The organism is Cupriavidus sp. UYPR2.512, assembly GCF_000379565.1.
In the GTDB taxonomy this organism is placed as follows: domain Bacteria; phylum Pseudomonadota; class Gammaproteobacteria; order Burkholderiales; family Burkholderiaceae; genus Cupriavidus.
In genome coordinates, this window is the sequence record NZ_KB903171.1 from 1 (window position 1) to 26,328 (window position 26,328).

Below are 26,328 nucleotides of genomic sequence, written 5' to 3' on the forward strand. Positions count from 1 at the left end.
GCGCCGATCCAGTTGAACGGACGGAACAGGGTGTAGTTCAGGCCTTGCTCCATGCCGTAGGCGTGGATCACACGGTCCATCAGCTGCTTGGAGCAGGCATAGATCCAGCGCGGCTTGTTGATCGGGCCGTAGACCAGCGGCGAGGCCTCGGGGTCGAACTCATCATCGCTGCACATGCCGTAGACCTCGGAGGTCGACGGGAACACCAGGTGCTTGCCGTACTTGACCGCGGCGCGCACGATCGGCAGGTTGGCCTCGAAGTCCAGCTCGAACACGCGCAGCGGCTGGCGCACGTAGGTCGCCGGGGTGGCGATGGCCACCAGCGGCAGCACCACGTCGCACTTGCGGATGTTGTACTCGATCCACTCCTTGTTGATGGTGATGTCACCCTCGAAGAAGTGCATGCGCGGATGGTCGACGAGATCGCCGAGGCGGTCCGACGACATGTCCATGCCGTAGACCTCCCACGGCGTGGTTTCCAGGATGCGGCGCGTCAGGTGGTGGCCGATGAAGCCGTTGACGCCAAGAATCAGGACCTTTTTCATCGGTTTTCCTCGTTGGATTGTTCGGTATGGATAAGTTTGGCGAAGGCTTGCGGCGTGAGTGCCGAGCCATCCTGTGCCAGTAATCGGGTGACCATGACCAGGCCGCCGTCGCCGCACAGGCCGATGATCTGGCCGTCGTGCACATGCAGGCCAGGCGCCGTGCCGGCGGGCAGCGCCAGCGCAAGGTCCGCCAGCGGCCGGCGCGCCTGCGCCAGAATGAAGCGGTGCCCGGCGAGTTCGGTGAACGCCCCGGGATAGGGCGGCGCGACGGCGCGCACGAGGTTGTAGACCTCGGCGGCCGGGCGGCTCCAGTCGATGCGGCCGTCTTCCGGCCTGCGCCCGGAGAAGTAGCTGCCCTCGGCCAGCCGGTTGGGGTGTTGCGGCGTCTGCCCGGCGATCATCGCGGGCAGGGCGCGCCACAGCGTCTGCTCGGCGGCAACGGTGACTTTCTCGAAGACTTCGCCGGCAGTGTCGTCCGGCAGGATCGGCACTGCGGTCTGGTCGACGATATAACCCGCGTCAGGCCTGGCTTCCATGGCATGCAGCGTGGCGCCGGTCTCGGACTCGCCGCGCAGCACCGCCCAGTTCACCGGCACGCGGCCGCGGTACTTGGGCAGCAGCGAGCCGTGCATGTTGAAGGCGCCGCCGGGGGCCAGCGCGAGCACGCCCGCCGGGATCATGGCGCGGTAGTAGAACGAGAAGATGACGTCCGGGCGCGCGTCGCGCACAGCCTGGGCGATCGCGGCATCGGCAGGGTCCTCGCCATAGACGAAGGGGATGCCCAGCTCGGCGGCGGTGTCGGCCACGCGGCGGAACCAGATGTTTTCGTCGGGGCGGTCGCGGTGCGTGATCACCAGCGCCACCTCCACGCCGCGCGCATGCAGCACGCGCAGGCAGCGGTCGCCGACATTGTGGTAGCCAAAGACGACGGCGCGCATCATTGCTCCGCGCCTGCGGCGGCCGGCTTGACACGCTGCGGGTCCGCCTCCAGCACTGCCTTGATGCGGTAGCGCGGGCGGTCGCGCACTTCCTGGTAGATGCGGCCGACATACTCGCCCAGCAGGCCCAGGCCGAACAGCAGGATGCCGATCAGGAAGAAGTTCATGGCGAACAGGGTGAACACACCCTGGACTTCCGAACCGAACAGGAAGCGCCGTACCAGCAGTACCACCACCAGGACGCCCGAACACAGCGACAGGATCGTGCCGATCGCCGAGAACCACTGCAGTGGCACGATCGAGAAGCCGGTCACCAGGTCGAAGTTCAGGCGGATCAGCTGGTACAGCGAATACTTGGATTCGCCCGCGTGGCGCTGTTCGTGACCGACTTCGATCTCGACCGGATTGGAAGCAAAGGTGTATGCCAGCGCGGGGATGAAGGTGTTGACCTCGCGGCAGGCATTGATCGTGTCGATCACATTGCGGTCATAGGCGCGCAGCATGCAGCCCTGGTCCGTCATGCGGATCTTGGTGATGCGCTCGCGCAGCCGGTTCATCGCGCGCGAGGCATAGCGGCGGAACGCGGTGTCGTTGCGCTGGCGGCGGATGGTGCCCACGTAGTCGTGGCCGGCGCGCATGGCTTCGACCAGGCGCGGGATTTCTTCCGGCGGGTTCTGCAGGTCGGCATCCAGCGTGATCACGATCTTGCCGCGGGTGTGCTCGAAGCCCGCCAGGATCGCCATATGCTGGCCGAAGTTGCCGGCGAACAGCACCACCCGGGTCACATCCGGGCGCTTGTGGAACTGGGCCGCCAGCATCTGCGCCGAGCGGTCGACGCTGCCGTCGTTGATGAAGAGGATCTCGTACGAGTCGCCAAGGCCATCCAGCGCCGGATAGAGGCGGTCGAACAGGGCTTGCAGCCCGTCTTCTTCGTTGTAGACCGGAATGACGACCGAGACTTCGACCGGGCTCATTTGGAGAGACGTTTGCATGTTTCGCTGAGGATTGCGCAGACCCGCTCTACATCGGTGGCTTGCATCGCGGGGAACAGCGGCAGCGTGACGATGCCGCGCCCGATGCGTTCGGCATGCGGCAGCATGCCTTCGCGCCAGCCGAGCGAGCGGTAGTAGGTGAAAAGATGAATGGGCGGGTAGTGCACGCCGGTGCCGATGCCGCGCTCGCGCATGGCCTCCATGACCTGCTGGCGCGCCTGGGGCGGGCCGCCTTGCAGGCGGTCGGTCGGCAGCACCACCTGGAACATGTGCCAGTTGGTGGTGGCATCGTGTGCATCCAGCGCTTGCGGCAGCTCGATGCCCAGCGCTTCCAGGCCGCTGTCGGCGGCACAGCGGAAATACGTCTCGGCCAGTTCGGCGCGGCGCGCGGTGATGGCGTCGAGCTTGCCCAGCTGCGCCAGGCCGACCGCGGCGTTGACGTCGGTCAGGTTGAACTTGCCGCCGGGCTCTTCGACATCCATGCCATCCATGCCGGTGCGGATCACGCCCTGCAGCCGCAGGCGCTCTGCGCGCACGGCTTCCTCGGGCGTGTTCATCACCAGGCAGCCGCCTTCGATGGTGGTGATGTTCTTGTTGGCCTGGAAGCTGAAGCTGACCAGGTCGCCAATGGCGCCGATGCGCTGGCCGCGCCAGCGCGAGTCGATTGCCTGCGCGGCATCCTCGATCACGCGCAGCCCGTGCTTGCTGGCAATGGCGTACAGGCGGTCCATGTCCACCGGCAGGCCCGACAGGTACACCGGCATGATGGCGCGTGTGCGCGGCGTGATCGCGGCCTCGACGGCATTCAGGTCGAGATTGCGCGTGCGCGGGTCGATGTCGACGAACACCGGCCGCGCGCCCACTGCCAGCACCACGTTGGCGGTGGCGACCCATGTGACCGGCGTGGTGATGACCTCATCGCCGGGCCCGATATCGGCAATGCGCAGCGCGATCTCCATGGTTGCCGAGCCATTGGCGAAGGTGCGCACCGGGCGTCCGCCGAACAGGTCTGACAGCGCGGCCTCGAAGGCCTGCATCTTCGGGCCGGAGGTGATCCAGCCCGAGGCCAGCACCTTGCCGACTTCGGCAATGGCGGCGGCGTCGATGTCAGGCCGGACAAAAGGCAGGAATTCAGGGGCAGATGCGGTCATGGCAGGGCGAAGAAGAACGGTTGGTGTCGGACCTGGCGGCGCGCGCGCAGGCGCGTCATGAGCGGGCGATCAGGAAGACGCCCGCCAGTATCAGCAGGATGCCGGCCACGCGCAAGGGGCCGATCATCTCGCCGAACAGCCACCAGGCGGCCAGCGCATTGACTACGTAGCCGAGCGACAGCATCGGGTAGGCGATCGACACATCCACGCGCGACAGCCCCACGATCCATACCCCCACGCTGACCACGTACAGCGTCAGTCCGGCCAGCACCGGCCATTGGGTCAGCACGCGCAGCGCCGTCACCAGCAGCGTGCCGCGGTCCAGCGTGATGGCGCCGATGGCATTGACGCCGGCCTTGAGCAACAGTTGCGCAGCCGCATTGAGCAGCACGCCGGTCAGGATGAAAGCGAAGGTGGAAAACGTCATGGCGCTGCGCAGTGCGGGAGTTGCAGGTTACTGTCCTGGGGATTGCGCCTGCGGGCCATTGCCCGGCAGCGCGAAATTGGCGACCGCCACACGGCGGCGGTCACCGGCGATCCGGTGCAGCGGCACGCCGCGCGCAGCCAGTGCGTCGTAGGTCGCGGGCGACATGATTGCTACCGCGCGCCTGCCGTCCTGCCAGCGGGCGATAAAGCCATCGATGGTCGGGATCCACTTCTGCGGTTCCTGGCCGACGCCGAATTCCAGCTCGTCCGGATGTTCCACCATGATGGTGGTGCGGCGCAGGTAGAACGGCAGCGTGTGGTCCAGCATGCCCACGCTGTACAGCGGCATGTCCGGCGTCAGCACGGCATTGATGGCGGGCACCAGGTCCACGCCGGAGCTGGGCCGGCCCATGGCTTCGTGACCGCGCAGCGCCACCGTGCAGCTGATAAACATCGCCAGCGCGTAGACCACCACGCTGGGAAACACCCCGCGCGTACGCAGCAGCCTGCGCGCCAGCAGTGCGCCGGCCAGCATCAGCGCGAAGGCGATGCCGGTCCACATGGCGAATTCGCGATAGACCACATTGGGCGTGCCGGGCTTGTCCATCATGCCGACGAACGGGCACGCCAGCAGCCCGACCACGCCCAGCGCGATCATGGCATTGACCTGCCAGCGCCAGGTGCGTTCCGTCACCGTGTCCAGTGCCACGCCGGCCAGCAGCGCCAGCGCCGGGAAGATCGGCACGATATAGCCGGGCAGCTTGGAGCCGGACAGGCTGAAGAAGACAAAGATCGCCACGGCCCACAGCGCTGCCAGCAGGGCGGGCTGGAATGGCCGCGGCGAGGTGCCGCGCGCGACCCCGGCGCGCTCGCGCACGGCCTTCCACATTTGCCGAGCCAGGCCCAGCCAGGGCAGGAAACCGGCCAGCAGCAGCGGCACGAAGTACCAGATCGCGCCTTCGCGCTGGTGCACGTTTGAGGTATAGCGTTGCCAGTGCTCGTGGATAAAGAAGAAACGCAGGAATTCCGGATTGCGCTCCGACACCAGCCAGAACCACGGCACCGTCACCACCAGCATCGCGACAATGCCGCCCGGCAGATGCAGGCGGCGCCACAGGCCGAAGTCGCGCGTCACCAGCGTGTAGACCACCAGCACCAGCCCCGGCAGCGCCAGCCCCACCAGCCCCTTGACCAGCACCGCCACGCCCATTGCCGCCCAGCAGGCGAGCATCCAGTTGCGGCGTTCGGCGCGGGTGGCATCCGGGTGCTGCGCCAGCAGCATGAAGGCCAGCACGCACGCCATGGCGCCGGCCAGCGTCATGTCCAGCGAGTTGAAGTGCCCGGCGATATTCCACATCGGCGCGGAAACCAGCACCAGCCCCGTCAGCACCGCCACGCGGCGGCCGTACCAGCGTGCCGCGGCCAGCATCGACACGCCCAGCCCCAGGATGCCGGACAGTGCCACGCACAGCCGCGCCTGCCAGTCGCCCACGCCAAACAGCGTGTAGGCCAGCGTGGTCACCCACAGGTGGAAGGGTGGTTTCTCGAAATACTTGAGTTCGTGGTAGCGGATCGTCACCCAGTCGCCGGTGGCGAACATCTCGCGGGCAATCTCGGCGTAGCGGCCTTCATCGGAGCGCAGCAGGTGGCGCATGTCGAGGGTGCCGAACCAGACCAGCAGGATAAACAGGCTGGCCAGTGCGACCGCACTGGCGGTGGTGGCTCCAACAGACAGCGCGGCAGGCCGCGAGGTCGATGAACTACGCATAGATCTCCTGGAAAAGCGCGACGGATCGATGGTCCTGCGCGCGCGCGGTGACGGGAAGCCATCTCAACGCATGGACTTGCCGGTTGGTGGACACCAGGCGGCCGGCAGGCTGGCGCGCGCCTGGGACGCCACTGCCGCCTCGGCGCACGCGGGCCGGCAATGGTAGCACGGTGGGCAGGCTGTCCCGGCGAGTGCCGGGGACGGTCCTGCAGGCGCGGCCGGATCGGCGCCCCGGAGGAAGGAAAAATCCGAGTTACACACGCAACAAAACGCGATAATTTCAGTGTCCAGGCGGTCGCCTGGCAGGCCGGGCGCTGGGTCGGGCGCGCCTGGACATTCTAGACGGGGATTCATGTGAAGACAAAGGCGCAGCAAGACTGGCTGGCAGGCTTGATGGCGGGCGCGGCCATGGCCCTGGCGCAGCATGCCGGCGCCCAGGGTGCGGCGCCACTGCCGGGCGCCGGCCCGGCGGTGGCGCAGGCCGCGGCAAGCCAGGCGCAGGCATCGGCGGCGGCCGTGCTGTGCAATGCCCCGTGGTTCCGCTCCGGGTCGCACGTGCAGATGGAAGGCGACGGCGTGATGCCAATGTCGGTCAGCATGACCCTGCGCGACGTGGTGCGCAGTCCGACCGGCTGCCGCGCCCAACTGGAGATCAATTCCAAGACTGCCCTGTCGGCGCTGATGGGGCCGCCGGTGATTACCACCCAGGTGCATGAAGTGGTGATCGACCGCCGTTCGCCCGGCGGCCAGACCAGCATCGAGAGCCAGCATGCCGTCATCAACGCCCGCGCCCGCTACGCGCGCATGTACGGCGAGGCGGCCTTCCGCGGCATGGGCGTGTTCAACTACGCCGGCCTGGACCTGCGCGAGGGCGCCACGCTGGAGGGCGAGACCTTTGAGTCCAGCGTTTCGCTGAAGGTCTACCCGCTGGGATCGGATGAAGTGGTCAGCACCATGCGGGCACAACATGCGTCGATCCATATCGGCTCGCGCCACGTCGGCAAGCGGCAGACGATCAATACCGTGCTGGGGCGCAAGGAATGCCTGCCGGTCACCTATGAGAAGCGCACCTCGCTGGGGCCGGTGTTGGTTGCCGAAGAAGTGGTGCAGGTCGAGCCGACCGTGATGCACGTCACCGACTGGTATTGCCCGGCCGATGCCTTCGTGCTGCGCACTGAAGTGCGCCAGGATGACAAGGTGCAGCGCGTGGATGTCACCGCGCTGGAGCGCGACACGCAAGCGCCATAGGCTTGGGCGTTTGGGCAGGACGCAAAAAAACCCGCCTTGGCGGGTTTTTTTGCGTCAGGCGCTTGCGGCTCAGCTGGCAGCCGGCGCCGAAGCGGCCTTCTGCTTGCTCTTCTTCTTGGTGGACTTCTTGGCCGGCTTTTTCTCGGCGGCCGGCGCGGAAGCGTCGGTCAGCTCGCTGCGGGTGCTCTTGTTCGCGCCCTGGCTGTACGGGTCGAACTTGTCGCCGGCCTTGGCCCCCTGGCTGTACGGGTCGAACTTCTCACCCGACTTGGCACCCTGGGAATACGGATCGAACTGCTTCTTGCCGCCGGTCTGTGCCTGCACGGCCAGCGAAGCGGCGCCAAGGCAGAGTGCGATCGCGGTCGCGACGAACTTGTTCATGGTTTCTCCTTAGAAATGCCGCCGTCGGGCGGTCGTGTATGTGGCCTGTCCCTTGCATGGGACGGCTCGGCCCAGTGTCGCCAACATTGTTCATCGCTGTCAACTTGGGGCTTGCCCCCGCGCCACGACCTCATGGAAACCCTGAATTGCGGCCCCAGGCCGATTGAGGTTGGGGACCGCTTGCCCCCTTACTCCGTGACCGCGTCCGACGGGTGTTTCCAGGCCGCGCGCACCTCGCCGGACGGCGCCAGCGCCAGGTTGATGCCGCGGCTGCCGATGGGCTGCTGGAACCAGCGCCTCTGCAGCGCCGTGACCTCCGGGCCGGCAAGGGTGTTGGTCAGCGCCTGGTCGACCAGGCGCTTCCATTCCGGATCGGCCTTGGACAGCATCAGCGCATTCTGCTCCACCGACAGCGCCGGGCCCACGATCACGTACTGCGACGGGTCCTTGGCGCGCGCGCGCAGGCCAGCCAGCAGCACGTCGTCCATGACGAAGGCCTGGGCACGGCCGGATTCGAGCAGCAGGAACGATTCGCCGTGGTCCTTGGCGTAGACGTCGTGGTAGCCGTACTGGGCCTTCATGCGGCGCACGTGGCGGTCGCCGGTCGATCCGGCGCTGGTGACCACGGTCTTGCCGCGCAGGTCGCCGAACGAGCGGATGCCCGAGTCGGCGCGCACCAGCATGCGCACGGTCGACACGTAGTGCGAGACGCTGAACGCAACCTGCTTCTGGCGCTCGAGCGAATTGGTGTTGGGTGCGCAGTCCAGGTCCACCAGCCCGTTGACCACGGCGGGAATGCGGTTCTGCGGTGTGAGTGGCATCCAGCGCACCTTCAGGTCTTTCAGGCCCAGTTGCTGGCGCGCCGCTTCGGCCGCGCGCAGGCACAAGTCGACCGCATAGCCGGCCGGCTGGCCCTTGTCATCGGCAAACGAGAATGGCAGCGCCGACTCGCGGTAACCGAGCACGATGGTGCCGGATTCGCGGATCTTGTCGAGCACAGGGCTCTGGGCGCTGGCCAGTGCCGGCGCCAGCGCGGCTACGGAGATGGCGGCGAGGGCGACAGCCGCCAGCGAGCGGCGGGCGCGCAGGAGTCGGGCGGACAGGGCGGGCAGGGTGAAGGCAGGCATGCGGAGGAAACCGGAGAGCGGCCGGCAATGCGGCAAAGATGCAAGGGTATACCCCTGGTCTGGGGCCGGCGAAGGACATTGTTGTCATAAGCAAATTCCCTGCCCCGAGAGCCTTGCCAGCGATGGGCCGTCTGGCAATCGTCTATAACTGGCTCTGTCGCAATAAGCGAGCGAGGGCGGAACGAACCCTGCGGGCGCTGTTGAACTGGTGCGCAGCCGACGGATTGCTCCCTTCGTGGCACGGCATTTGGCCCTTGGCGGCCATATGCAGGGGCCTGGTCGCAGCGCACCGCGACTCGGGTAGCGCGCTGCACCTTGCTCGAGGTGGGGAGTTCTCCCTTCCGTCCATCGCGGACGGCGAGCACAATCAGAAGAAATGCTCGTACGCAGGAGGCCTGCCCCATGCGCATCACCACTGTCCGGCGCAAGCTCGAAGCCCTTGGAATTCATTGCCACCATGGCATCGAAGATGAGGAGCGCGATGGCATTCTGGTCATCAACGACAGATTGCATGTCAGCGTCTCCCACTTGGAAACCGGGATGCACCTGGTACAGCGCAATGCCGACGGCAGTTGTGTCTTCTATCCCGAAACCAAGTCGATGGCGGAACTCGCTGTCCAAATTCGGGAGGCCTTGGGTCACCGTTAAGACGCGTTTTCTCTTCGCTGACCCACGAATGACCGCGACTGGTGCGCTCACGCATCGTCCAGAGGGTTGGCCACTATAAAGGTTGATGCTCTGCAGAGCCGCCCCTCCCGCACCGGTGGTCTGCCACCGCAATGCCAAGGGGCTGACTGGGACGGACAGGGCGAGATGCCGTCCTGGCTAAAGCGGGCCATCAGTGCGGGGGCGGAGCGCCAGATATGGCTCGGTACGGCTACCTTTGGTAGCTGCCGGCTACGTTTTTGGGGGGACCACCGTTTGGATGATTGCCGCGGGCGCATTGCTGGCCAAAAATCAAGAAGAAAGAGGGGGGGACCACCATGCGACGACTACATCTCGTTGACATATCCTTGTTGTTCGCCATGATAGGGTGTTGTGCAAGCGCCCACGCCCAGTCCGGCGTGACGCTGTTCGGTATCGCCGACGCCGGTATCGAATTCAACAATAATGCAGGGCGCAACGGCGACAGTCTCGTACGGCTGGTTTCCGGGAACCAGTCTGGCTCGCGTTGGGGGCTGCGCGGCGTGGAGGAGTTGGGCCGCGGGCTGAAGGCAGTCTTTCTGCTGGAAAGCGGCTTCGACATCGATACCGGCAATTCGGGCCAGAGCGGGCGTCTGTTCGGCCGCAATGCCTATGCAGGGCTCGATAGCCTATACGGCTCACTCCTGTTGGGGCGGCAGCAGACCGGCATGCGCGAATTCGGCAATATCTATGATCCCAATGCGATTGCCGACCGCTACAGCATCCTCTCGATTGCGCCGGAGTTTGGCGCGCGCGCGGACAATGCCATCAAGTATGTCGGCAAGTTCGGAAAGCTGACTGGACTGGCTTTCTACTCATTCCAGGCTAATGGCAGCGAAGTGGCTGGCAGCAACGTATTCGGACGTAATTTCGGCGCGTTCGTCAACTATGCCTCCGGCCCCTTTGCGCTGGGCGTGGCCTATGACGATGCGCACGTCGGCACGCCGTCAAACCAGGCGCCGGTCCTGAGGCGCGTTTCGGTGGCTGCCACATATGCGGTGGGTGATGCCAAGGTTTATGCGGGCTACCGTCTGGCGAAGGCCTATGATGGTGCTACGCTGCCGGGCGCGCAGGCAGCTGACGCCGGCTCGAACCTCTACTGGCTGGGCCTGGCTTACAAAGTGACGCCGGCTTTCTCCCTGACTGGCGCGGCTTACTACCAAGACTTCCGGCAGACCGGATCCGACCCGTGGCAGTTCGTGCTTACTAGCGATTATTCGCTCAGCAAACGCACCGACCTCTACGCTTCAGTCTCCTACGCGCTAAACAAGGATAACTCGGCACTAGGCGTCAACGGCTTCAACAGTGGCAGCGGCACGTCGGCCGTTTTCAACGTACAGCCTGGCAAGGATCAGGTGGGTGCGGTGATGGGCGTTCGTCACCGGTTCTGATGCGCCTGGCCACGAGCGCGCGCCAAACCGGGGGCCGAAAGTGGCGGGGCGAGGGCGTGTCAGAGCCAGTCCCTGCCTACATCACGCGCCCGAACCACCACAACGACAGCAGCCCCGCACACGTGGCCAGCAACGCTCCCAGCGCGGCAAAGAACGCAGTAATTTCAACCTGTTCGCGCTTGCCAAACGCCAGCCGCATATTGAGCGCACGGTACACCCTCTTCAGTTGCGCGGCATCCTCAAGCGGGAAATACTCTGCCGCTGTTGCATTGGCGACTTCCTTCAATACCTTCTCGTCCAGCCTGACGCGCGCCGACCAGCCATCGACCGAGAGCACCACACCCTCGGTCGTGCCAACCCCGACGGTATAAACGCGCACGCCGTGCGCGGCGGCAAGCTGCGCCGCTTGCGTCGCGGCCGGGCCGGTGTTGCTTTCACCGTCGGAAAACAGGACGATCGCCCCGGAGGAATAAGAGCCGGGCGTCACGGCTTCGCCGCTGCGGGACGCGTCCGGCTTTTGCAACGGCGCGGTGTCGCCGTTCATGAGGCGCTCGGCGTCACCAGCCGTCTGCGGCAGCAGCGTCGTCAGCGCGATGAGCAGGCCATTGCCCAGCGCGGTGCCGCCTTGCGGCTTGAGGCGGTCGATCGCCGTGGCCGCGGCATCCTTGCTGCGGCTGGGCGCCTGTGCCACGGCGGCGGTGCCGGCCATCGCGACGACTCCCACACTGACGCCCGCGGGTAGTGCGTCGAGCAGAACCTTGGCCGCTTGCTGGGCGGCGCGGATGCGGCTGGGCTGGATGTCTTGCGCGCGCATGCTGCCGGACAGATCGATGACCAGGACCACGGTCTCGATGCGCGAGGGCAGCAGCATCACCGCCTGGGGTCGGGCGATGGCGAAGGTCAGCGCGGCCATGGCCAGCAGGAGCAGCATGGGCGACACGTGGCGGCGCAAGGTAGCGCCGCCCTTGATGGCAACGCCGACGGTTTTCAGGGTGAGATCGTGCACCGTCGCCTGGCGCCGGCGCCGGCGCCCATCGAGCCATACGTAGCCCGCGGACAGCACGAGGACGAGCGCGAACAACCACAGCATGCCTGGCCACAGAAAGCTGAAGACGGGTAGCCGGCTTATGGCATCGGTCATGCTGCCCCCTTTGGCCCGTTCTCCTGCTTTGCTACTGCAGCGGCCCCTTGACGGTGGCGGCGCCGGCGGGTGAAGTGCAGCAGGGCCAGGTCCAGGCGGGCGTAGGTCGACAGCGTCAGGCACGCCACGCCAGCCTGGGTGAAGGCCAGGCGCAACTCGGCCTCGCGCGCCTGGGCGGCGGCGGCGAAGCGTTTGCGGAAGGCCGGGTCGTGCGTGTCGACGAACATCTGCTCCGCGGTTTCGGCATCCTGCAGCACGACCAGGCCCAGGTCGGGCAAGGCCATCTCCAGCGGGTCGACCAGCCGCACGGCGACGACCTCATGGCGCCGGGCCAGCGTTCCGAGCGATGCCTGCCAGCCCGGGGCGCTGATGAAGTCGGAGACCACGAACAGCACCGATCGTTGTTTCGCGACCGCCCGTGCGCGCTCCAGCAGGTCGCGCAAGCGGGTGTCGCCCGGCAACGCGGCGGGTGTGGCATGCATGCGGTCGAGCAGGTGCAGCAGATGCCGGCGCCCCGAGCGCGCCGGCACCACCGACGCGCCCGCGTCTGTGGCCCCGCCGTAGAGCAGGGCGCCGACCCGGTTGCCATAGCGCGTCAGCAGCAGCGCCATGACGGTGGTGAAGTCGCTCAGCAGATCGCGCTTGCTCACGCTGCCGGAACCGAAACCGACTGATCCGCTCAGGTCCAGCAGGAACCAGACGGAGACCTCCCGGTCTTCGTGGTACTCACGCACGTGTGGTGTCTGCAGCCGCGCCGTCACGTTCCAGTCGATGTGCCGCACGTCGTCGCCGGGGTGGTATTCGCGCAGGTCGGCAAGATCCAGCCCAAAGCCGCGGAACAGCGTGCGGTAGTCGCCCTGCAGCAGGCCATCGAGGCGACGCACCACGGTCCATTCCAGGCGGCGCAGCAAGGCCTCGGCCTGCCTTGCGTCGACGCTGGCCAGCGCGGTGCCGGCAGGCGTGCCGGCGGGTGCGCTACCGGGTGCGGCTTCGGGGCCGCTCCGGCGCCTAGCGCGCAGGCGCCCGAACATGGGATTCCAATGGGCGCTCCGGAACCGGCAGCGCCTGCAGGATGCGGGTGACGAGCTGGTCGGCAGTCACGCCGTCGGACATGGCCTCGTACGAGAGCACCAGGCGGTGGCGCAAGACATCCGGCACGAGGTCGACCACGTCTTCGGGCAGCGCATAGTGCCGGCGGCGCAGGAACGCGAGGGCGCGCGCGCCTTCGATCAGGCCGATAGTGGCGCGGGGGCTGGCACCGAACGCTATGTATCGATCCAGGTCTTCCAGCCCGTAGCTTCCCGGCTTGCGGGTGGCCGCCACCACGCGCACTGCATACTGGAGCAGGCTCGGATCCACATAGATCCTGCCGCATTCCTCCTGCAAGCTTGCCAGGCGCTCGGGCGTCGCGATGGGGCTCACGCTGATGCGGGGGCCGGTGACACGGTTGACGATGACGGCCTCCTCCTCTTCGCTGGGATAGCCCACCAGGACCTTCATCATGAAACGGTCGACCTGCGCCTCAGGCAAGGGGTAGGTGCCTTCCGTTTCTATCGGGTTCTGCGTGGCCATGACGAGGAAGGGCGTGGGCACCAGATGGGACTCGCCGGCGATGGTGACCTGCTTCTCCTCCATCACTTCCAGCAAGGCGCTCTGCACCTTGGCCGGCGCGCGGTTGATCTCGTCGGCCAGCAGCAGGTTGGCGAAGACCGGGCCCCGCACGGTGGAGAACTCGCCCGTGCCCTGGTTATACATGCGCGTGCCAATCAGGTCGGCCGGCAGCAGGTCAGGCGTGAACTGGATGCGCTTGAAGGAGCCGCTCATGGTCCTGGCCAGCGTCTTGACGGTCAACGTCTTGGCCAGGCCCGGCACGCCTTCCACCAGCAGGTGGCCACCCGCAAGGATCGCCACCAGCACCCGTTCGAGGAAGTGGTCCTGGCCCACCACCACGCGCTTCACCTCATACAGCAGGCGTTCCATCAAGTCGGCGCTGTCCACTGCGCCCCTGGCTTGGTCGTTCATAGGCCCACCCGTCTAGAAAGGAGAGGATCCGATGGAAACCCCGGCGCTTTCGATCGTGACAGCAAAGCCGATGCCGAGGAAAGTGCCGCTCTGGTTGGGGTTGAGGATGGCGGTGACGATCCCTACTACCTCGCCATCCAAATTCACCAGCGGTCCGCCGGAGTTGCCCGGATTGGCGGCGGCGTCGAACTGGATGAGCTTGTCCAGGTCCTGCTTGCCGTCCGGCAAAACGAACCTGCGGTCGAGCCCCGAGACCACGCCGGCAGACACCGACGGGCCGATGCCGAACGGAAAGCCGACCGCGACGACTTCGGTGCCGGGCGCGAGGTTCCGGCTGGAACCGAGCGTCGCCGGCGGCAGGTCGTCGGGGATGGAACTGGGCCGGATCACGGCGAGGTCTTTCTCCGGGAACGCCTGCACCACCGAGGCCTCGGCCGTGTGGCCGTCATGGAACATGACCTCCAGGCGCAGGGCGTCGGCGACGACGTGATAGCTGGTGAGAATGATGCCGCTTTCGGTCACGACCACTCCCGAACCGATGTGGCGGGCTGTGCGCTTGCCGCCGGACTCGCCCTTGCCGCCAGGTGGGTCGCCTTTTGCGAGTTCATCGCCCGAGGGTAGCGGGGGCGATTCGGGAGGTGCTTTGTGGCGTGTGGCGGGGGGGTCACGCTTGGCGTGGGGGGCGGATGCCGTTTTCTTCGGCTTGTCCGCAGCCTTTTCGGCTGGCGCATAGCTGCGAACTTCAACCACCGACTCGCGAACCGCCTCTGCCGCCCTGGCTGTGCGCGAAGGCAGACGCTTGGTTTCCAGCGTGTGCAGCACGGCGGAGTCGATGTCGGCTTGCTTGAGGACGCGCGGCGTCGGCTGCAACAGCCAGGCAGAGACCACGACGGCCGCGAGCACCAGCGCCACCGCTGCCGAGACCCATCCGTAGATCGTTACCCGTTTCATTGCCGCTCCCGAGGTCCCGTCCCGCCGTGAAAAATACAGTACCATCGTCTTACCCACGCGCCAAGGAGCAGGTGCATGCAGTTTCTCTGGCCGCAAATGCTCTGGCTGTTGCTCGCGCTGCCCCTGCTGGCAGCCGCTTACCTGTACCTGATTGCGCGGCGCAAGAAAATCGCGCTGTTGTATGCCAGCCTTGCGCTGCCGCGCGCCGCCCTGGGTCCCGGCCAACGACTGCGGCGTCACATCCCGCCGCTGCTCTTCCTGCTCGCGCTGGGCGTGGCCCTGCTGGCTTGCGCCCGTCCTACTGCGACGATCACGCTGCCGTCCGACACCATCACCCTGGTACTGGCCATGGACACCTCCCGCAGCATGGCGGCGACCGACGTTGCACCCACCCGGATCGGCGCATCCAAGCAGGCTGCCCGGGATCTCATCGTCGGGCTGCCGGCCAGCGTGCGCCTGGGCATGGTCTCTTTTGCCGCCACCGCGACCGTGGTGCTGCCCCCCACCGACAACCGGCAGGACATGCTCGACGCAATCGATCGCTTCCAGCTCCAGCTCGGCACGGCGACCGGCAGCGGGCTGATCCAGGCGCTGGCAGTGTTGTTCCCCGACGATGGCATCGACCTGGAAGCAATCCTTTTCAGCGGCGAGTCGCTCGCACCCGGGCCCGGCGGCAGATCGCTGACAGAGGCCGCCGCGGCGGACGCCGTCCGCAAGCGCGAACAGGAACGGCCGGCGGCGCAGCCTGGCTCGTATCGGCACGGTGCGGTGATCCTGCTCAGCGATGGCCGCCGCACCACCGGCCCGGACCCGCTGGACGCCGCGCGCATGGCGGCCCAGCGCGGCGTGCGCGTCTATACGGTGGGATTCGGTACGCCGCAGGGCGGAGCCGACGCAGAGTCGAGCCTGTCTTACTACATGCAACTCGATGAACCCGCCTTGCGGGCGGTAGCGGCGATAACGAACGGCGAGTACTTCCAGGCAGGCTCGGCTGCGGACCTGAGCCAGGTGTATCGCCAGCTTAGCGCCCGCTTCGCGCTCGAGCGCAAGGAAACCGAGATCAGTGCATTGTTCTCGGCAGCAGCGTTGTTGCTGCTGGGGGCGGCGTGCGGGCTCTCAATGTTGTGGTTCCGGCGGTGACCTGAAGCACCCAGTGGGAATCGTCCTACTTCTAGCGGCCCTCTTCGACAAGTCCATGCACTTCAGCGGTGGCAGAATGGCTTGTGCCCGCTCTCCCGTCACAGGTGACGGAGAGGCGCGCCACGCGAGGTTGACAACATTGTGCTGACCCTTACCGACGTCTCCAAGACATACAACGGCGCCCGACCGCGCACGGTTCTCCGCGGAGTCAGTCTTGCGCTGGACGCCGGCGAATATGTCGCCGTCATGGGTGAATCTGGCGTGGGCAAGTCGACGCTGCTCCACCTGATCGCCGGCCTGGATCGGCCCGACAGTGGCCGCATCCAGTTCGACGGACAGGATCTGGGCAAGCTGGACGACGATGCCGCAACCTTGCTGAGGCGGCGAAAGCTGGGGTTCGTGTTCCAGGCCTTCCATGTTCTGCCGAATTTGAGCGCGGCGCAGAACGTGGCGCTGCCTCTGCTGTTGAACGGCCTCGAGCGGGAAAAGGCGTCGGCGCGCGTTGCCGAGATGCTCGCTGCGGTTGGGCTTGAGGGGCGCGAGGACAGTCTGCCGCGCGAGCTTTCTGGCGGGGAACTGCAGCGGGTGGCGATTGCACGTGCCCTGGTACACCGGCCGATGCTGCTGCTGGCAGATGAGCCGACCGGCAACCTTGATCGCGAGACGGCTGCGCGGGTGCTGGGCCTGCTGCGCGAACTGGTCAACGCAAATGGCACAGCCGCGATTATCGTCACGCACTCGGCACTGGCTGCGGCGACGGCGGATCGCGTCCTGCAATTGACGCCAGGGGGCCTGACGCCGCTGGGGCCACTGCCGCCAATCAGTGCGGCCGCCTAAGCCATGCGAATGCGAAGCTCGCTCGGCCTTGTGCTACTCCTGGGCGAATTGCGCGCCCATCCCGGACGCGCAATCATCGGCATCCTTGCCGTGGCTATCGGTGTGGCAATGGGCTATGGCGTGCATCTGGTCAACCACGCTGCGCTGGCGGAGTTTTCCCAGGCGGTGCGCTCCTTGATGGGGAGTGCCGATCTGGAGATCCGCGGGCCGCGCATGGGCTTCGACGAATCGCTCTATCCGCGCATCGCGGGCCTGCCGGAGGTGGTGGCGGCCAGCCCCGTGGTGGAAGTCAATGCGCGGGTGCCGGGGCGCACCGGTGCGCTGACGCTGTTTGGCATCGATGTGTTCCGGGCGGCGCCTGTGACACCCAATCTGATCGGGCGGCCAGCCGAGGAGCGCGCGGGCAAACTCGACGTTCTCGATCCCGACGCCGTGTTCCTTTCGCCGGCGGCGCTGAGCTGGCTCGATCTCAAGCCCGGGGATCCGCTCACCGTACAAGTCGGGCTCACCGCGCTTACGCTGCGTATTGCCGGCACGCTGCCGGCGGCAGGCGAGGGCATGCGCCTGGGCGTGATGGATATCGGTGCGGCGCAGTGGCGCCTCGACCGGCTTGGCCTGCTGCAGCGGATCGACCTCAAGCTCAGGCCGGGAGTGGACACCGACAACTTTGCGCAAGCGCTGGCCGCGCTGCTGCCGCCAGGGGTGGTGGCGGGTTCGCCGCAGGACAACGCGCGCCGAACTTCCAACCTGTCGCGCGCCTATCGGGTGAACCTGAACGTGCTTGCGCTGGTGGCGTTGTTCACAGGCGCCTTCCTGGTGTTCACGATGCAGGCTGTATCGGTGCTGCGGCGGCGCTCGCAGCTTGCACTGTTGCGCGCCCTGGGGGTGACACGCGCTGGTCTGCTGCGGCTGCTGCTGGCGGAAGGCGCGGCTCAAGGCACGCTCGGCGCGATGCTCGGCCTGGCGCTTGGCTTCGTCCTCGCCGCCGCGGTGCTCGGGTACGCGGGGGGCGATCTGGGCGGTGGCTACTTTGAAGGTGTCAAGCCCAAGGTCCGCTTCGACGCGCCGGCCGCGCTGATCTTTTTCGCGCTCGGACTGTCGGCGGCGGTGTCCGGCAGTCTCGCACCGGCATGGGAGGCCGCCCGCGCGCGGCCGGCGCAGGCGCTCAAGGCGGGCGATGAGGAGACCCCGCTCAAGCGGCTGCGCGCGCCGTGGACCGGGCTTGCTGCGATGGCAGCCGGGCTTGGGATGACGCCACTGCGGCCGGTAGCGGATCTGCCGGTCTTCGGTTATGCGGCGATCGCGCTTCTGTTGGTGGGCGCCATCCTGCTGATGCCACGGCTGGCGCATCTTGTGTTCGGCTTGTTGCCCCCTTCGCGACAGGCTGTGCCGCAGCTTGCCCTGACCCAGCTCGCCGGCGCGCCGGGCCGCGCGGCCATCGCCCTGGCCGGCATTGTCGCCAGCTTTAGCCTGATGGCCGCGATGGCGATCATGGTGTCAAGCTTCCGCATCTCGGTGGACGATTGGCTGCACAATGTCCTGCCGGCCGACCTCTATCTGCGTGCATCGTCATACGGCGATAGCGCGTATTTCTCGCTTGACGACCAGGCGGCCATCGCCAGCGTCCGTGGCGTTGCGCGTGCCGAGTTTCTACGTTCGAGCCAGATCCTGCTTGATCCCCAGCGTCCCCCCGTAACGGTCATTGCCCGGCCGATCGATCCGCGCGATCCGGGCGCACGGTTGCCGCTGACGGCTGCGCCCGTCGCGGCGCAGCCGGGAGATCCGCCGGCGGTCTGGGTCAGCGAGGCGATGGTCGACCTCTATGGCTTCCGCCCGGGGCAACGTATCACGCTGCCGCTGCAGGGCCGGCCCGTCGCCTTCCTTGTGGGCGGCGTGTGGCGCGATTACGCACGCCAGTATGGTACGGTGGTGATCAGCCAGGACGATTATCGGCGGCTCACGGACGAGCGGCGTGTCACTGACGTCGCCCTGTGGCTGGAGCAGGGCACCGGCCCGGCGCAGATCAAGGAAAGGCTGCGCCAGCGCATCGCCGGCGGTGAACACATTACCTTCGCCGAGCCTGGCGAGATTCGCACCATCACCCTGAAAATCTTCGACCGCAGTTTCGCCGTGACCTACCTGCTGGAGGGCATAGCGGTCGTGATCGGCCTGTTCGGCATCGGCGCCAGTTTCAGCGCGCAGTCCCTGGCGCGCGCGCGCGAATTCGGCATGCTGCGGCATCTCGGCTTCATGCGTTGGCAGATCGGCGCGATGCTGGCACTGGAGGGCGCGTTACTCGCTCTGCTTGGCGTGGTAGCCGGTCTTGCGCTGGGATGGGTCATCGCCTTGATCCTGGTTCACGTTGTCAACCCGCAGTCGTTCCACTGGACCATGAGTTTGCATATGCCTTGGGCATTCCTGGCCCAGGTGGCGAGCGCGGTGGTGGCGGCGGCCTCGCTGGCTGCGCTGACGAGCGGGCGGCAGGCGATGTCGCGTAGCGCCGTGCGCGCGGTTCAGGAGGATTGGTGAAGAGGCGCTCATTCCTGCTGTTGTTGCCGGGTTGCGGCGTGGCGGCAGCGGCGCTGGGCGCAGCGCCCGCTTATCCGCCAGTCGACGCAGGCCGAACCCTGGCCTTCCCGCGCGACCACGGCGCGCACCCCGACTATCGCACCGAATGGTGGTATGCCACCGGCTGGCTGCAGACGCCGGCAGGAGCGCCGCTCGGCTTCCAGGTGACGTTCTTCCGCTCACGCCCGCAATTCGACCAGGCCAACCCGAGCCGCTTCGCGCCGCAGCAACTGCTGTTCGCCAATGTCGCACTGAGCGATCCTGTGGCCGGCACGCTCCAACACGACCAGCGTGCGGTGCGCAGCGGCTTTGGCCTGGCGCTTGCCGATACTGCCGACACCGATGTGTACATCGACAACTGGTCGCTGCGCCGAGAAATGACGGGGCGCTACCGAGCCAGAATTCCCGCGCGGGATTTCACGCTCGATCTGACAATGGAGCCAAGCCAGAGGTTGCTGCTACAGGGCGAACGGGGTTACAGCCGCAAGGGCCCTCTGGCGGCCCAGGCGAGCTATTACTACAGCCAGCCGGGGCTCAAGGTGAGCGGCACCTTGAAGCGGGGCCGCCAGCAGGAAACCGTGCATGGCACTGCCTGGCTGGATCACGAATGGTCGTCGACCTTGCTGGCCGACGAGGCCGTCGGCTGGGACTGGCTCGGCATCAACCTGGATGACGGCGGCGCGTTGATGGCCTTCCAGATCCGGGACAAGGCGGGGCGCAAGTTCTGGGGCGGCGGCACGCTGCGCGGCAGCGACGGTCGCGTCCAGGTACTGGCTCCCGAAGAGGTCAGCTTCATGCCGCTGCGCCGTTGGCGCTCGCCTCGTACCGGCGCCAGCTATCCGGTTGCCATGCGGTTGAACGCAGGCGATTTCACGCTCGAACTGGCACCGCTGATGGATGATCAGGAACTCGATAGCCGCGCGAGCACCGGCGCGGTCTATTGGGAGGGCGCGGTGACTGCATTGCGGGGAGGCAAGGCGGTCGGACGGGGTTACCTGGAACTAACCGGGTATTTCCAGCGCCTCAATCTTTGAGGCGGCATGTCCACGATGGTGACCTCTGTGAGGCCCGTGCGGCCATGCGCGTCGCTGCAGCTGGAGTCAGAAGCGGCGTGATATCCGGTCGATGGCACGGTATGCCAGCTGCTCGCGCACTGATTGGCTTTGTTCTCGCGGGCTCGCCACCCCCCCTCTTTGGTGGGTCCCTCTTCAGGGGAAAGCCGATTGCCCTGCTATTTCCGTCACGCTATGATGATTTCCACATAGCGCGCCGCGTGCTCCCTACGCCCTGGCAATTGCGGGCAGCATAAAGAAAGGTGCCGCCGGGCAATGGAGGGGGTTAATTGGTAAAGGACGACTACAAGCACTGGAGACGCCGGTGGCTGCGGTGGCACTCGCGGTCTCTGCTGGCAAGCGCACTAGTATTGCAGCGAGGTGAGTGTGATGCCTACCTTAACGAAATGCTGAGGGCATACCTTGCCTACGGCGACTTCACCGAAAACGAAGTTGATTTCATTTTTCGGCGAGTCTCCCACGGCGTACGGAAGCTCGGGTCAAACCTGGATGCATCAGTCTTTGCCCGGCGTGCCCAGGAGCGAATCCGAGCCCATGGGCTTAGATTGATGACGGACGCATCCGAGGTCTTCGGGTAGGGCCGCGCCAACGCGAGTATAGTCACGAATGGCGCTCGCGCGGGCTTGGGTGTTGGAGAGTTCCCGCACGAGCGCTGCCGCAGTGCGCAGCGCACGCTGCCTGCAGGAGGGTCCCCATCGCTTTGTGCCGCATTGCGCTCCAGCATGACTTCCCAGGCCCGCTTCTCCGTCCGTTTGTTTGGCGAGTTCCAGCTCGACGGCGCTGACGCGCCCCTGTTTAACGCCAACTCCCCCCGCTTGCAGGCGCTGCTCGCCTGCCTTGTCCTGCATCGCGACGCACCGCAGACGCGGCAGCAGCTCGCCGTACTGTTCTGGCCTGATTCCTCGCAGGCGCAGGCGCGCAATGCCCTGCGCCAACTGCTGTTTCAGCTGCGCAAGACCTGGCCGGAGGCAGATCAGTTTGTCCATGCCGATGCGCAAACGGTGCGATGGCTGCCCGATGCGGCGCTCGACCTCGATGTAGCGCAGTTCCAGTCCGCGCTTGCGGCTGCGGCCAGGGCCTCGAGGCACGGCGACGCAGGCGCTGAAGAAGAGCTGCTGACGCATGCCGCGGATCTCTATCGCGGTGACCTGCTGGCCAACTGCTATGACGAGTGGATCCACCCCGAGCGCGAAAAGTTGCGCGAACAGTGCATCGCGGCGCTCGCGCGCCTCGGTCAACTGAGTGAGGACCGGCGAGACTATGCAAAGGCGTTGAAGTACACACAGCAGTTGCAGCGGCTCGACCCGTGCCGCGAACCCACCTGCCTGGCGCTGATGCGCCTGCATGCGCTGAACCACGATCACGCATCGGCCATACGCGTCTATCAAAGCTGTGTGGAAACGCTTGCTCGCGAATTGGGTGTACTGCCCGGCGAACCCATGCGCGAGGCCTATGCGCGGCTGGCTGGGCAGGCCGCGTCAATGCAGCGCCAACGCCCGCGGGATGGGATGCTGCCAATGATTGGCCGGCATGGCGAATGGCGCCGGCTTCTTGAGGTCTGGCAGCGTACCCAGCTGGGCGACAAGCAGTTTGTCCTGATCCTGGGCGAAGCCGGTATCGGCAAATCGCGCCTGGCGGAGGAACTGCTTGTCCATCTGTCCGAGCAAGGCATCACCGCGGCGCATTCGCGCGCCTATGCGGCCGAGGGCCAGCTCGCGTTTGCGCCGGTGACCGGCTGGCTGCGCAGCCCTGGCCTGAGTGGCGCGATCGGCAAGCTCGACAGACTGTGGCTGACCGAGGTCGCGCGCCTGTTGCCCGAACTCCTCACCCGGCAATCCGGACTGTCGCCGCCGTCGCCGCTTACCGAATACTGGCAGCGCCAACGGTTCTTCGAGGCGCTTGCGCGAGCGGTGCTTGCACAAGGCGGGCCGCTGCTGTTGCTGCTCGACGACCTGCAATGGTGCGACGGCGAGACGCTCGAATGGCTGCGCTTCCTGATGCGTTTCGACGTGGCGGCACGGCTGATGGTGGTCGCAACGGCGCGCCCCGAGGAGATCATGCCGCTGCACGCGGCGAACCGGCTGCTGGACGCACTGCGCCGCGACGACCAGTTCATCGAGATCTCATTGGGGACACTCGATGCCGCCGAAACGGCAAAGATAGCGGCCCACATCCTGGACCGGCCGTTGGCCGACGCGGAGGCAACCCGGCTGTTCGAAGAGAGCGAGGGTAACCCGCTGTTTGCGGTCGAAATGATGCGGGCCCGCTCCGTCACCATGCCGGTCGGGGACGCACAGGGCGGCATGGCGTCGAAGTTGCCGCCCAAGGTTTACACCATCATCTCGAACCGGCTGGCGCAGCTTCCTCCGGGCGCCCGCGAAATCGTCGGGGTTGCTGCAATCATTGGAAGGGCGTTCACGACCGACATCCTCGCCCAGGCAAGCGACCTCGGCGAGCAAGCCCTGGCAGGCGCGCTGGACGAACTGTGGCAGCGGCGCATCGTGCGTCAGACCGACGGTGGCGGTCTGGCGTTTGACTTCAGCCATGACAAGATCCGCGACGTGGCATACGCCGAAGTGAGTCCGCTGCAGCGCCGCCGCCTGCATTTGCGCGTGGCGCGAGCGCTCGAGCAGGCGTCAGGCGATGCGCCCGACGCGGCAAGCGCGCAGATCGCCTCGCACTATGAGCAAGCGGGCCAGCCAGCCCAGGCGGCGGCATTCTATCGGCGCGCGGCCGGCGTTGCGCAGAGTGTCTACGCCTATGACGAAGCCATTGCATTGCTGACGCGCGGGCTGGTGCAAGCAGACCGGATTGCCGATCCTCAGGAGCGCGCCAGTCAATCGCTGGCCCTGCAACTCGACCTTGCGCCACCGATTCGCATCGCCCGAGGTTGGGCGGCCCCCGAACTGGAGGCGCCGCTGCGACGCGCGGTGGAACTGAGCCGGCTGGTGGGGGACAGCAATCAGCAAGCCCGCGCCCAGGTCAGCCTTTCATTTTTCCTGGCGGTGAGGGCGGAGCTTGCACAGGCACGCAGCCTGAGCGAGGAGCTGATTGCCGGATTGGGGACGCCGGGTTCCGGTACTTACTCGGTGATGGCATGGACCAACATCATGGGCAGCCTGGTCCAGCAAGGCGACTGGGTGGCTGCCGAGGCGGCGTATCAACGCGCGCATGCCGCTTATGACGAAGCCCAACACGCCGAGCATGCGTCCCTGATGGGCGGTAACTTCAGCGTGCTGGCTGCCGCGTGGTCGGCGCACGGACTATGGTTCAGGGGGCTTGCCGATCAGGCCCTTCAGCGTGGCCACGAAGCGCTGGAGGTGGCGAACCGGGTAGCACACCCGTTCTCCCGGGCGCTTGCGCTGTCCTATCTCGCGACACAGCATGCGCTGCGCGGTGAGCATGCTCTCACGCTGGACTATGCCCGCCAGGCGCAGGAGATCGCGGAGCAATATCACGTAGGCTACTACCTCGCCTGGGCAGGCATGCTGCTCGCCTGGGCGAACGCGAAACAGTCGCCCAGCGCCAACGCGGTAGTGGCGATGCAGGCGGCGATCGAGGGCTTTCACGCGACGGGCGCACGCCTGCGCCTGCCGCTCTATCTGGGCATGCTGGCTGAATGCCTGGGCGACGTAGGGGAGACCGAGGCTGCGTTGGCGGCTCTTGACCAGGCGTTCGAATGCGCCGGGCGCACTGGCGAGCACTGGGTGGACGCCGAGCTGTACCGTCTGCGCGGTGAATTGCTGCTGCGCAGCAGCGCAAACCTTGCCGAAGCCGAGTCATCGCTGATCAAGGCGATCGAGATCGCCACGGCCCAACGCGCGCTTCCGCTTGAACTGCGTGCCACCCTGTCATGGGCAACGCTGCGCACCTCGCAGGGGCACGTCGATCCGCATGAGGTGGTCGAGGCGCCGCTTGCGCGATTCACCGAGGGCTTCGATCAGCCCGACATCGTCAAGGCGCGGGCGTTACTCGCGCGTTAGTTTCGGCTCGACCACCGCGCGCCGGTCGGGAGGCAGAATCCCCATGTAACGGTTCACCTAACGCTTTCGAAACGCCGAGGTTGCTAAAACTCCTGCATACCAACCGGACAGGAGACAGCCATGGAAGCTTCGTTGAGCGAACCCGTCACAACCGGACTCAAGGCGCATTTTCGGGGACAACTGATTCAGCCGGGCGACGCGGCTTACGACCAGGCGCGTGCCGTGTACAACGGCATGATCGACAAGCGTCCTGCGGTCATCGCGCGCTGCGTCGATGTTGCGGACGTCATCGCGGCGGTGAACGCCGCGCGCGACAGCGGGATGCTGCTGGCCGTGCGTGGCGGCGCGCACAATGGCGCCGGGCTCGGCACATGCGATGGTGGACTGGTGATCGACCTGTCGCCCATGAAGGGCGTGTTTGTCGATGCCGGACGCAAGACGCTGCGGGTGGGCGGTGGCTGCACCTGGGGCGACGTGGATCACGCCGCCAGTGCCTACGGGCTGGCGACGCCGAGTGGCTTCATCTCGACAACGGGCGTGGGCGGACTGACGCTCGGCGGCGGCATCGGCTACCTCAGCCGCGCCTACGGCCTGACGATCGACAATCTGCTCAGCGCCGAGGTCGTGCTGGCCGACGGGCGCGTCGTTACCGCAAGCGACGAGGAAAACGCCGACCTCTTCTGGGCATTGCGCGGCGGCGGCGGCAACTTCGGCGTGGTGACCTCGTTCGAGTTCAAGGCTCATCCCGTTGCCACGGTCTATGGTGGCCCGATGCTATGGCCGATGGACCAGGCACGCGAACTGATGGCATGGTGGCGCGACTTCATCCTGAGCGCGCCGCAGCACATCAATGGCTGGTTCGGTTTCGTCACGGTGCCGCCTGCAGCCCCCTTCCCGGAGGAAGTTCACCTGCAGAAGATGTGCGCCGTGGTGTGGTGCTACACCGGGCCGCTCGATCAGGCCGACACGCATTTCCGTCCGATTCGCCAGGCCATGCCACCGGCGGTGGACTTTGCCGGGCCTATCCCCTGGCCTGTCCTGCAGAGCCTGTTCGACGGACTGTATCCGGCGGGCCTGCAGTGGTACTGGAAAGCCGACTTCGTCAGCGACCTGAGCGACAAGGCCATCGATCTGCACATCAAGTACGCGCAGCAGTTGCCGTCGATGCACTCGACCATGCACCTGTATCCGATCAATGGCGCAGCGCATCGTGCCGGTTGCGACGACACGGCCTTCAGCTACCGCGATGCCAACTTTGCCAGCGTGATCGTCGGCGTGGATCCCGACCCGGCCAACAACGATCGCATCGTGCAGTGGGCGAAGGACTACTGGCTGGCCCTGCATCCGCACTCTGCTGGTGGCGGCTACATCAACATGATGATGGACGAGGGGGATGACAACGTGAAGGCGTCCTATCGCGATAACTATGCGCGACTGGCGCAGATCAAGCGCAAATACGACCCGGCCAACCTGTTCCGAGTGAATCAGAACATCAGGCCCGCCTGACGCAACACGATTGCGACATGGGGCGCAGGTAGCCCTTATCCCGGAGTCCGGCGCGACGCCGCTGCCACGATCGGATGGCAGCCGGCCCGCGCCAGGCAACGGCTTGCATGGCAGAGGCGATCCCGTGCAGGCTGTACCGTTCCGTAGCTGATCGCCTGCACGAGGAGAGAGGTGGCGCCGGAAATTCGGACAGTCGGATAAATGGAAGAGCTGGGGTCTGAGCCGGCCATAATGGCGGGCAGAAAGGACCTCAGAAGATGACGAAACGAAGCAGGCGAACCCACTCGGCGGGGTTGAAGGCGAAGGTAGCCCTGGCGGCCCTCAAGGGCGAAAAGACGCTGGCGGAGCTGGCCCAGCAGTACGACGTGCACCCCAGCCAGATCACAGCGTGGAAGCAGCAGTTGGTGGAGCATGCCGCGGACCTGTTCGGCGGTGGCAAGGAAAGTGGGGGCGAGC

The 26,328-nt window shown here is 66.3% G+C and carries 22 protein-coding genes; 10 read left to right on the plus strand and 12 right to left on the minus strand.

Translation table 11 applies throughout. From position 1 onward, the window contains the following. The 6 genes from A3A5_RS0130440 to A3A5_RS0130465 form a co-directional block, all read right to left on the minus strand. Positions 1-545: bifunctional UDP-4-keto-pentose/UDP-xylose synthase (locus A3A5_RS0130440; RefSeq protein ID WP_018314225.1), on the minus strand; the 545-nt coding region annotated here is incomplete at its 3' end. After that, positions 542-1,483: a formyltransferase gene (locus A3A5_RS0130445; RefSeq protein WP_026201295.1), complete on the minus strand. Its 942-nt coding sequence runs from the start codon at positions 1,481-1,483 to the stop codon at positions 542-544. The genes A3A5_RS0130445 and A3A5_RS0130440, both read right to left, overlap by 4 nt. Beyond that, on the minus strand, positions 1,483-2,475 hold the full coding sequence (locus A3A5_RS0130450; RefSeq protein WP_026201296.1) for a glycosyltransferase: 993 nt from the start codon (positions 2,473-2,475) through the stop codon (positions 1,483-1,485). The genes A3A5_RS0130445 and A3A5_RS0130450 overlap by 1 nt, the downstream gene beginning before the upstream one ends. Then, entirely contained in the window at positions 2,454-3,626 is a 1,173-nt protein-coding gene (locus tag A3A5_RS0130455; RefSeq protein WP_018314228.1) for a DegT/DnrJ/EryC1/StrS aminotransferase family protein, read from the minus strand. The genes A3A5_RS0130450 and A3A5_RS0130455 overlap by 22 nt, the downstream gene beginning before the upstream one ends. Before the next feature lie 55 nt (positions 3,627-3,681). Beyond that, positions 3,682-4,053: an EamA family transporter gene (locus tag A3A5_RS0130460; RefSeq protein WP_018314229.1), complete on the minus strand. Its 372-nt coding sequence runs from the start codon at positions 4,051-4,053 to the stop codon at positions 3,682-3,684. A 27-nt stretch (positions 4,054-4,080) separates the two neighbouring features. Continuing rightward, positions 4,081-5,820 carry a glycosyltransferase family 39 protein gene (locus tag A3A5_RS0130465; protein WP_018314230.1) on the minus strand — a complete coding sequence of 580 codons (1,740 nt, stop codon included), beginning with the start codon at positions 5,818-5,820 and terminating at the stop codon, positions 4,081-4,083. A 354-nt stretch (positions 5,821-6,174) separates the two neighbouring features. Here A3A5_RS0130465 and A3A5_RS0130470 point away from each other — a divergent pair, with 354 nt between their 5' ends. Then, complete coding sequence (locus A3A5_RS0130470) at positions 6,175-7,068, plus strand: hypothetical protein (RefSeq protein WP_018314231.1); 894 nt, start codon at positions 6,175-6,177, stop codon at positions 7,066-7,068. A gap of 69 nt (positions 7,069-7,137) precedes the next feature. Here the strand turns inward: A3A5_RS0130470 and A3A5_RS0130475 are convergent, their stop codons facing one another. Continuing rightward, on the minus strand, positions 7,138-7,449 hold the full coding sequence (locus tag A3A5_RS0130475; protein WP_018314232.1) for a hypothetical protein: 312 nt from the start codon (positions 7,447-7,449) through the stop codon (positions 7,138-7,140). 188 nt (positions 7,450-7,637) lie between these two features. Then, the gene (locus tag A3A5_RS0130480) at positions 7,638-8,576 is read right to left on the minus strand and encodes an amino acid ABC transporter substrate-binding protein (protein ID WP_018314233.1); all 939 of its coding nucleotides are present in this window, start codon (positions 8,574-8,576) and stop codon (positions 7,638-7,640) included. Between the two features lie 402 nt (positions 8,577-8,978). On the opposite strand from A3A5_RS0130480, the gene A3A5_RS43705 reads away from it, so the two are divergent. Both A3A5_RS43705 and A3A5_RS0130490 read left to right on the plus strand, forming a co-directional pair. Continuing rightward, the gene (locus tag A3A5_RS43705; RefSeq protein ID WP_018314234.1) at positions 8,979-9,224 is read left to right on the plus strand and encodes a hypothetical protein; all 246 of its coding nucleotides are present in this window, start codon (positions 8,979-8,981) and stop codon (positions 9,222-9,224) included. A gap of 377 nt (positions 9,225-9,601) precedes the next feature. Next, positions 9,602-10,651, plus strand: coding sequence for a porin (locus A3A5_RS0130490; protein WP_035814039.1), 1,050 nt, complete (start codon positions 9,602-9,604; stop codon positions 10,649-10,651). Positions 10,652-10,727: 76 nt separating this feature from the next. Here the strand turns inward: A3A5_RS0130490 and A3A5_RS0130495 are convergent, their stop codons facing one another. The 4 genes from A3A5_RS0130495 to A3A5_RS0130510 are packed head-to-tail and all read right to left on the minus strand — an operon-like array spanning position 10,728 to position 14,765. Continuing rightward, positions 10,728-11,792, minus strand: a complete 1,065-nt coding sequence (locus A3A5_RS0130495) for a VWA domain-containing protein (protein WP_018314236.1) — start codon at positions 11,790-11,792, stop codon at positions 10,728-10,730. Beyond that, positions 11,789-12,823 (minus strand): DUF58 domain-containing protein, encoded by a 1,035-nt coding sequence (locus A3A5_RS0130500; RefSeq protein WP_018314237.1) that lies wholly within the window; start codon positions 12,821-12,823, stop codon positions 11,789-11,791. Before A3A5_RS0130500 ends, A3A5_RS0130495 begins: the two co-directional genes overlap by 4 nt. Then, entirely contained in the window at positions 12,801-13,814 is a 1,014-nt protein-coding gene (locus A3A5_RS0130505) for a MoxR family ATPase (RefSeq protein WP_018314238.1), read from the minus strand. The genes A3A5_RS0130500 and A3A5_RS0130505 overlap by 23 nt, the downstream gene beginning before the upstream one ends. 12 nt (positions 13,815-13,826) lie before the next feature. Beyond that, the gene (locus A3A5_RS0130510; RefSeq protein WP_026201298.1) at positions 13,827-14,765 is read right to left on the minus strand and encodes a S1C family serine protease; all 939 of its coding nucleotides are present in this window, start codon (positions 14,763-14,765) and stop codon (positions 13,827-13,829) included. A gap of 75 nt (positions 14,766-14,840) precedes the next feature. On the opposite strand from A3A5_RS0130510, the gene A3A5_RS0130515 reads away from it, so the two are divergent. From A3A5_RS0130515 to A3A5_RS0130550, 7 genes are all read left to right on the plus strand, one after another. Further along, complete coding sequence (locus A3A5_RS0130515) at positions 14,841-15,905, plus strand: VWA domain-containing protein (RefSeq protein ID WP_018314240.1); 1,065 nt, start codon at positions 14,841-14,843, stop codon at positions 15,903-15,905. A gap of 141 nt (positions 15,906-16,046) precedes the next feature. Continuing rightward, on the plus strand, positions 16,047-16,742 hold the full coding sequence (locus tag A3A5_RS0130520; protein WP_026201299.1) for an ABC transporter ATP-binding protein: 696 nt from the start codon (positions 16,047-16,049) through the stop codon (positions 16,740-16,742). Positions 16,743-16,745: 3 nt separating this feature from the next. After that, the gene (locus A3A5_RS0130525; protein ID WP_026201300.1) at positions 16,746-19,271 is read left to right on the plus strand and encodes an FtsX-like permease family protein; all 2,526 of its coding nucleotides are present in this window, start codon (positions 16,746-16,748) and stop codon (positions 19,269-19,271) included. Continuing rightward, positions 19,268-20,344: a lipocalin-like domain-containing protein gene (locus A3A5_RS0130530; protein ID WP_018314243.1), complete on the plus strand. Its 1,077-nt coding sequence runs from the start codon at positions 19,268-19,270 to the stop codon at positions 20,342-20,344. The genes A3A5_RS0130525 and A3A5_RS0130530 overlap by 4 nt, the downstream gene beginning before the upstream one ends. Positions 20,345-21,105: 761 nt before the next feature. Further along, complete coding sequence (locus A3A5_RS0130540; RefSeq protein WP_018314245.1) at positions 21,106-24,366, plus strand: BTAD domain-containing putative transcriptional regulator; 3,261 nt, start codon at positions 21,106-21,108, stop codon at positions 24,364-24,366. Between the two features lie 120 nt (positions 24,367-24,486). Further along, positions 24,487-25,872, plus strand: coding sequence for an FAD-binding oxidoreductase (locus A3A5_RS0130545; protein ID WP_018314246.1), 1,386 nt, complete (start codon positions 24,487-24,489; stop codon positions 25,870-25,872). Between the two features lie 257 nt (positions 25,873-26,129). After that, a partial coding sequence (locus A3A5_RS0130550; RefSeq protein WP_026201301.1) for a helix-turn-helix domain-containing protein occupies positions 26,130-26,328 on the plus strand: 199 nt, incomplete at its 3' end.

Bases quoted from the DNA above. Each gene is read 5' to 3' on its own strand.
- A3A5_RS0130445 (WP_026201295.1), bottom strand. From the start codon at position 1,483: ATGCGCGCCGTCGTCTTTGGCTACCACAATGTCGGCGACCGCTGCCTG.
- A3A5_RS0130450 (WP_026201296.1), bottom strand. From the start codon at position 2,475: ATGCAAACGTCTCTCCAAATGAGCCCGGTCGAAGTCTCGGTCGTCATT.
- A3A5_RS0130455 (WP_018314228.1), bottom strand. From the start codon at position 3,626: ATGACCGCATCTGCCCCTGAATTCCTGCCTTTTGTCCGGCCTGACATC.
- A3A5_RS0130460 (WP_018314229.1), bottom strand. From the start codon at position 4,053: ATGACGTTTTCCACCTTCGCTTTCATCCTGACCGGCGTGCTGCTCAAT.
- A3A5_RS0130465 (WP_018314230.1), bottom strand. From the start codon at position 5,820: ATGCGTAGTTCATCGACCTCGCGGCCTGCCGCGCTGTCTGTTGGAGCC.
- A3A5_RS0130475 (WP_018314232.1), bottom strand. From the start codon at position 7,449: ATGAACAAGTTCGTCGCGACCGCGATCGCACTCTGCCTTGGCGCCGCT.
- A3A5_RS0130480 (WP_018314233.1), bottom strand. From the start codon at position 8,576: ATGCCTGCCTTCACCCTGCCCGCCCTGTCCGCCCGACTCCTGCGCGCC.
- A3A5_RS43705 (WP_018314234.1), top strand. From the start codon at position 8,979: ATGCGCATCACCACTGTCCGGCGCAAGCTCGAAGCCCTTGGAATTCAT.
- A3A5_RS0130490 (WP_035814039.1), top strand. From the start codon at position 9,602: ATGATAGGGTGTTGTGCAAGCGCCCACGCCCAGTCCGGCGTGACGCTG.
- A3A5_RS0130495 (WP_018314236.1), bottom strand. From the start codon at position 11,792: ATGACCGATGCCATAAGCCGGCTACCCGTCTTCAGCTTTCTGTGGCCA.
- A3A5_RS0130500 (WP_018314237.1), bottom strand. From the start codon at position 12,823: ATGTTCGGGCGCCTGCGCGCTAGGCGCCGGAGCGGCCCCGAAGCCGCA.
- A3A5_RS0130505 (WP_018314238.1), bottom strand. From the start codon at position 13,814: ATGAACGACCAAGCCAGGGGCGCAGTGGACAGCGCCGACTTGATGGAA.
- A3A5_RS0130510 (WP_026201298.1), bottom strand. From the start codon at position 14,765: ATGAAACGGGTAACGATCTACGGATGGGTCTCGGCAGCGGTGGCGCTG.
- A3A5_RS0130515 (WP_018314240.1), top strand. From the start codon at position 14,841: ATGCAGTTTCTCTGGCCGCAAATGCTCTGGCTGTTGCTCGCGCTGCCC.
- A3A5_RS0130525 (WP_026201300.1), top strand. From the start codon at position 16,746: ATGCGAATGCGAAGCTCGCTCGGCCTTGTGCTACTCCTGGGCGAATTG.
- A3A5_RS0130540 (WP_018314245.1), top strand. From the start codon at position 21,106: ATGACTTCCCAGGCCCGCTTCTCCGTCCGTTTGTTTGGCGAGTTCCAG.
- A3A5_RS0130545 (WP_018314246.1), top strand. From the start codon at position 24,487: ATGGAAGCTTCGTTGAGCGAACCCGTCACAACCGGACTCAAGGCGCAT.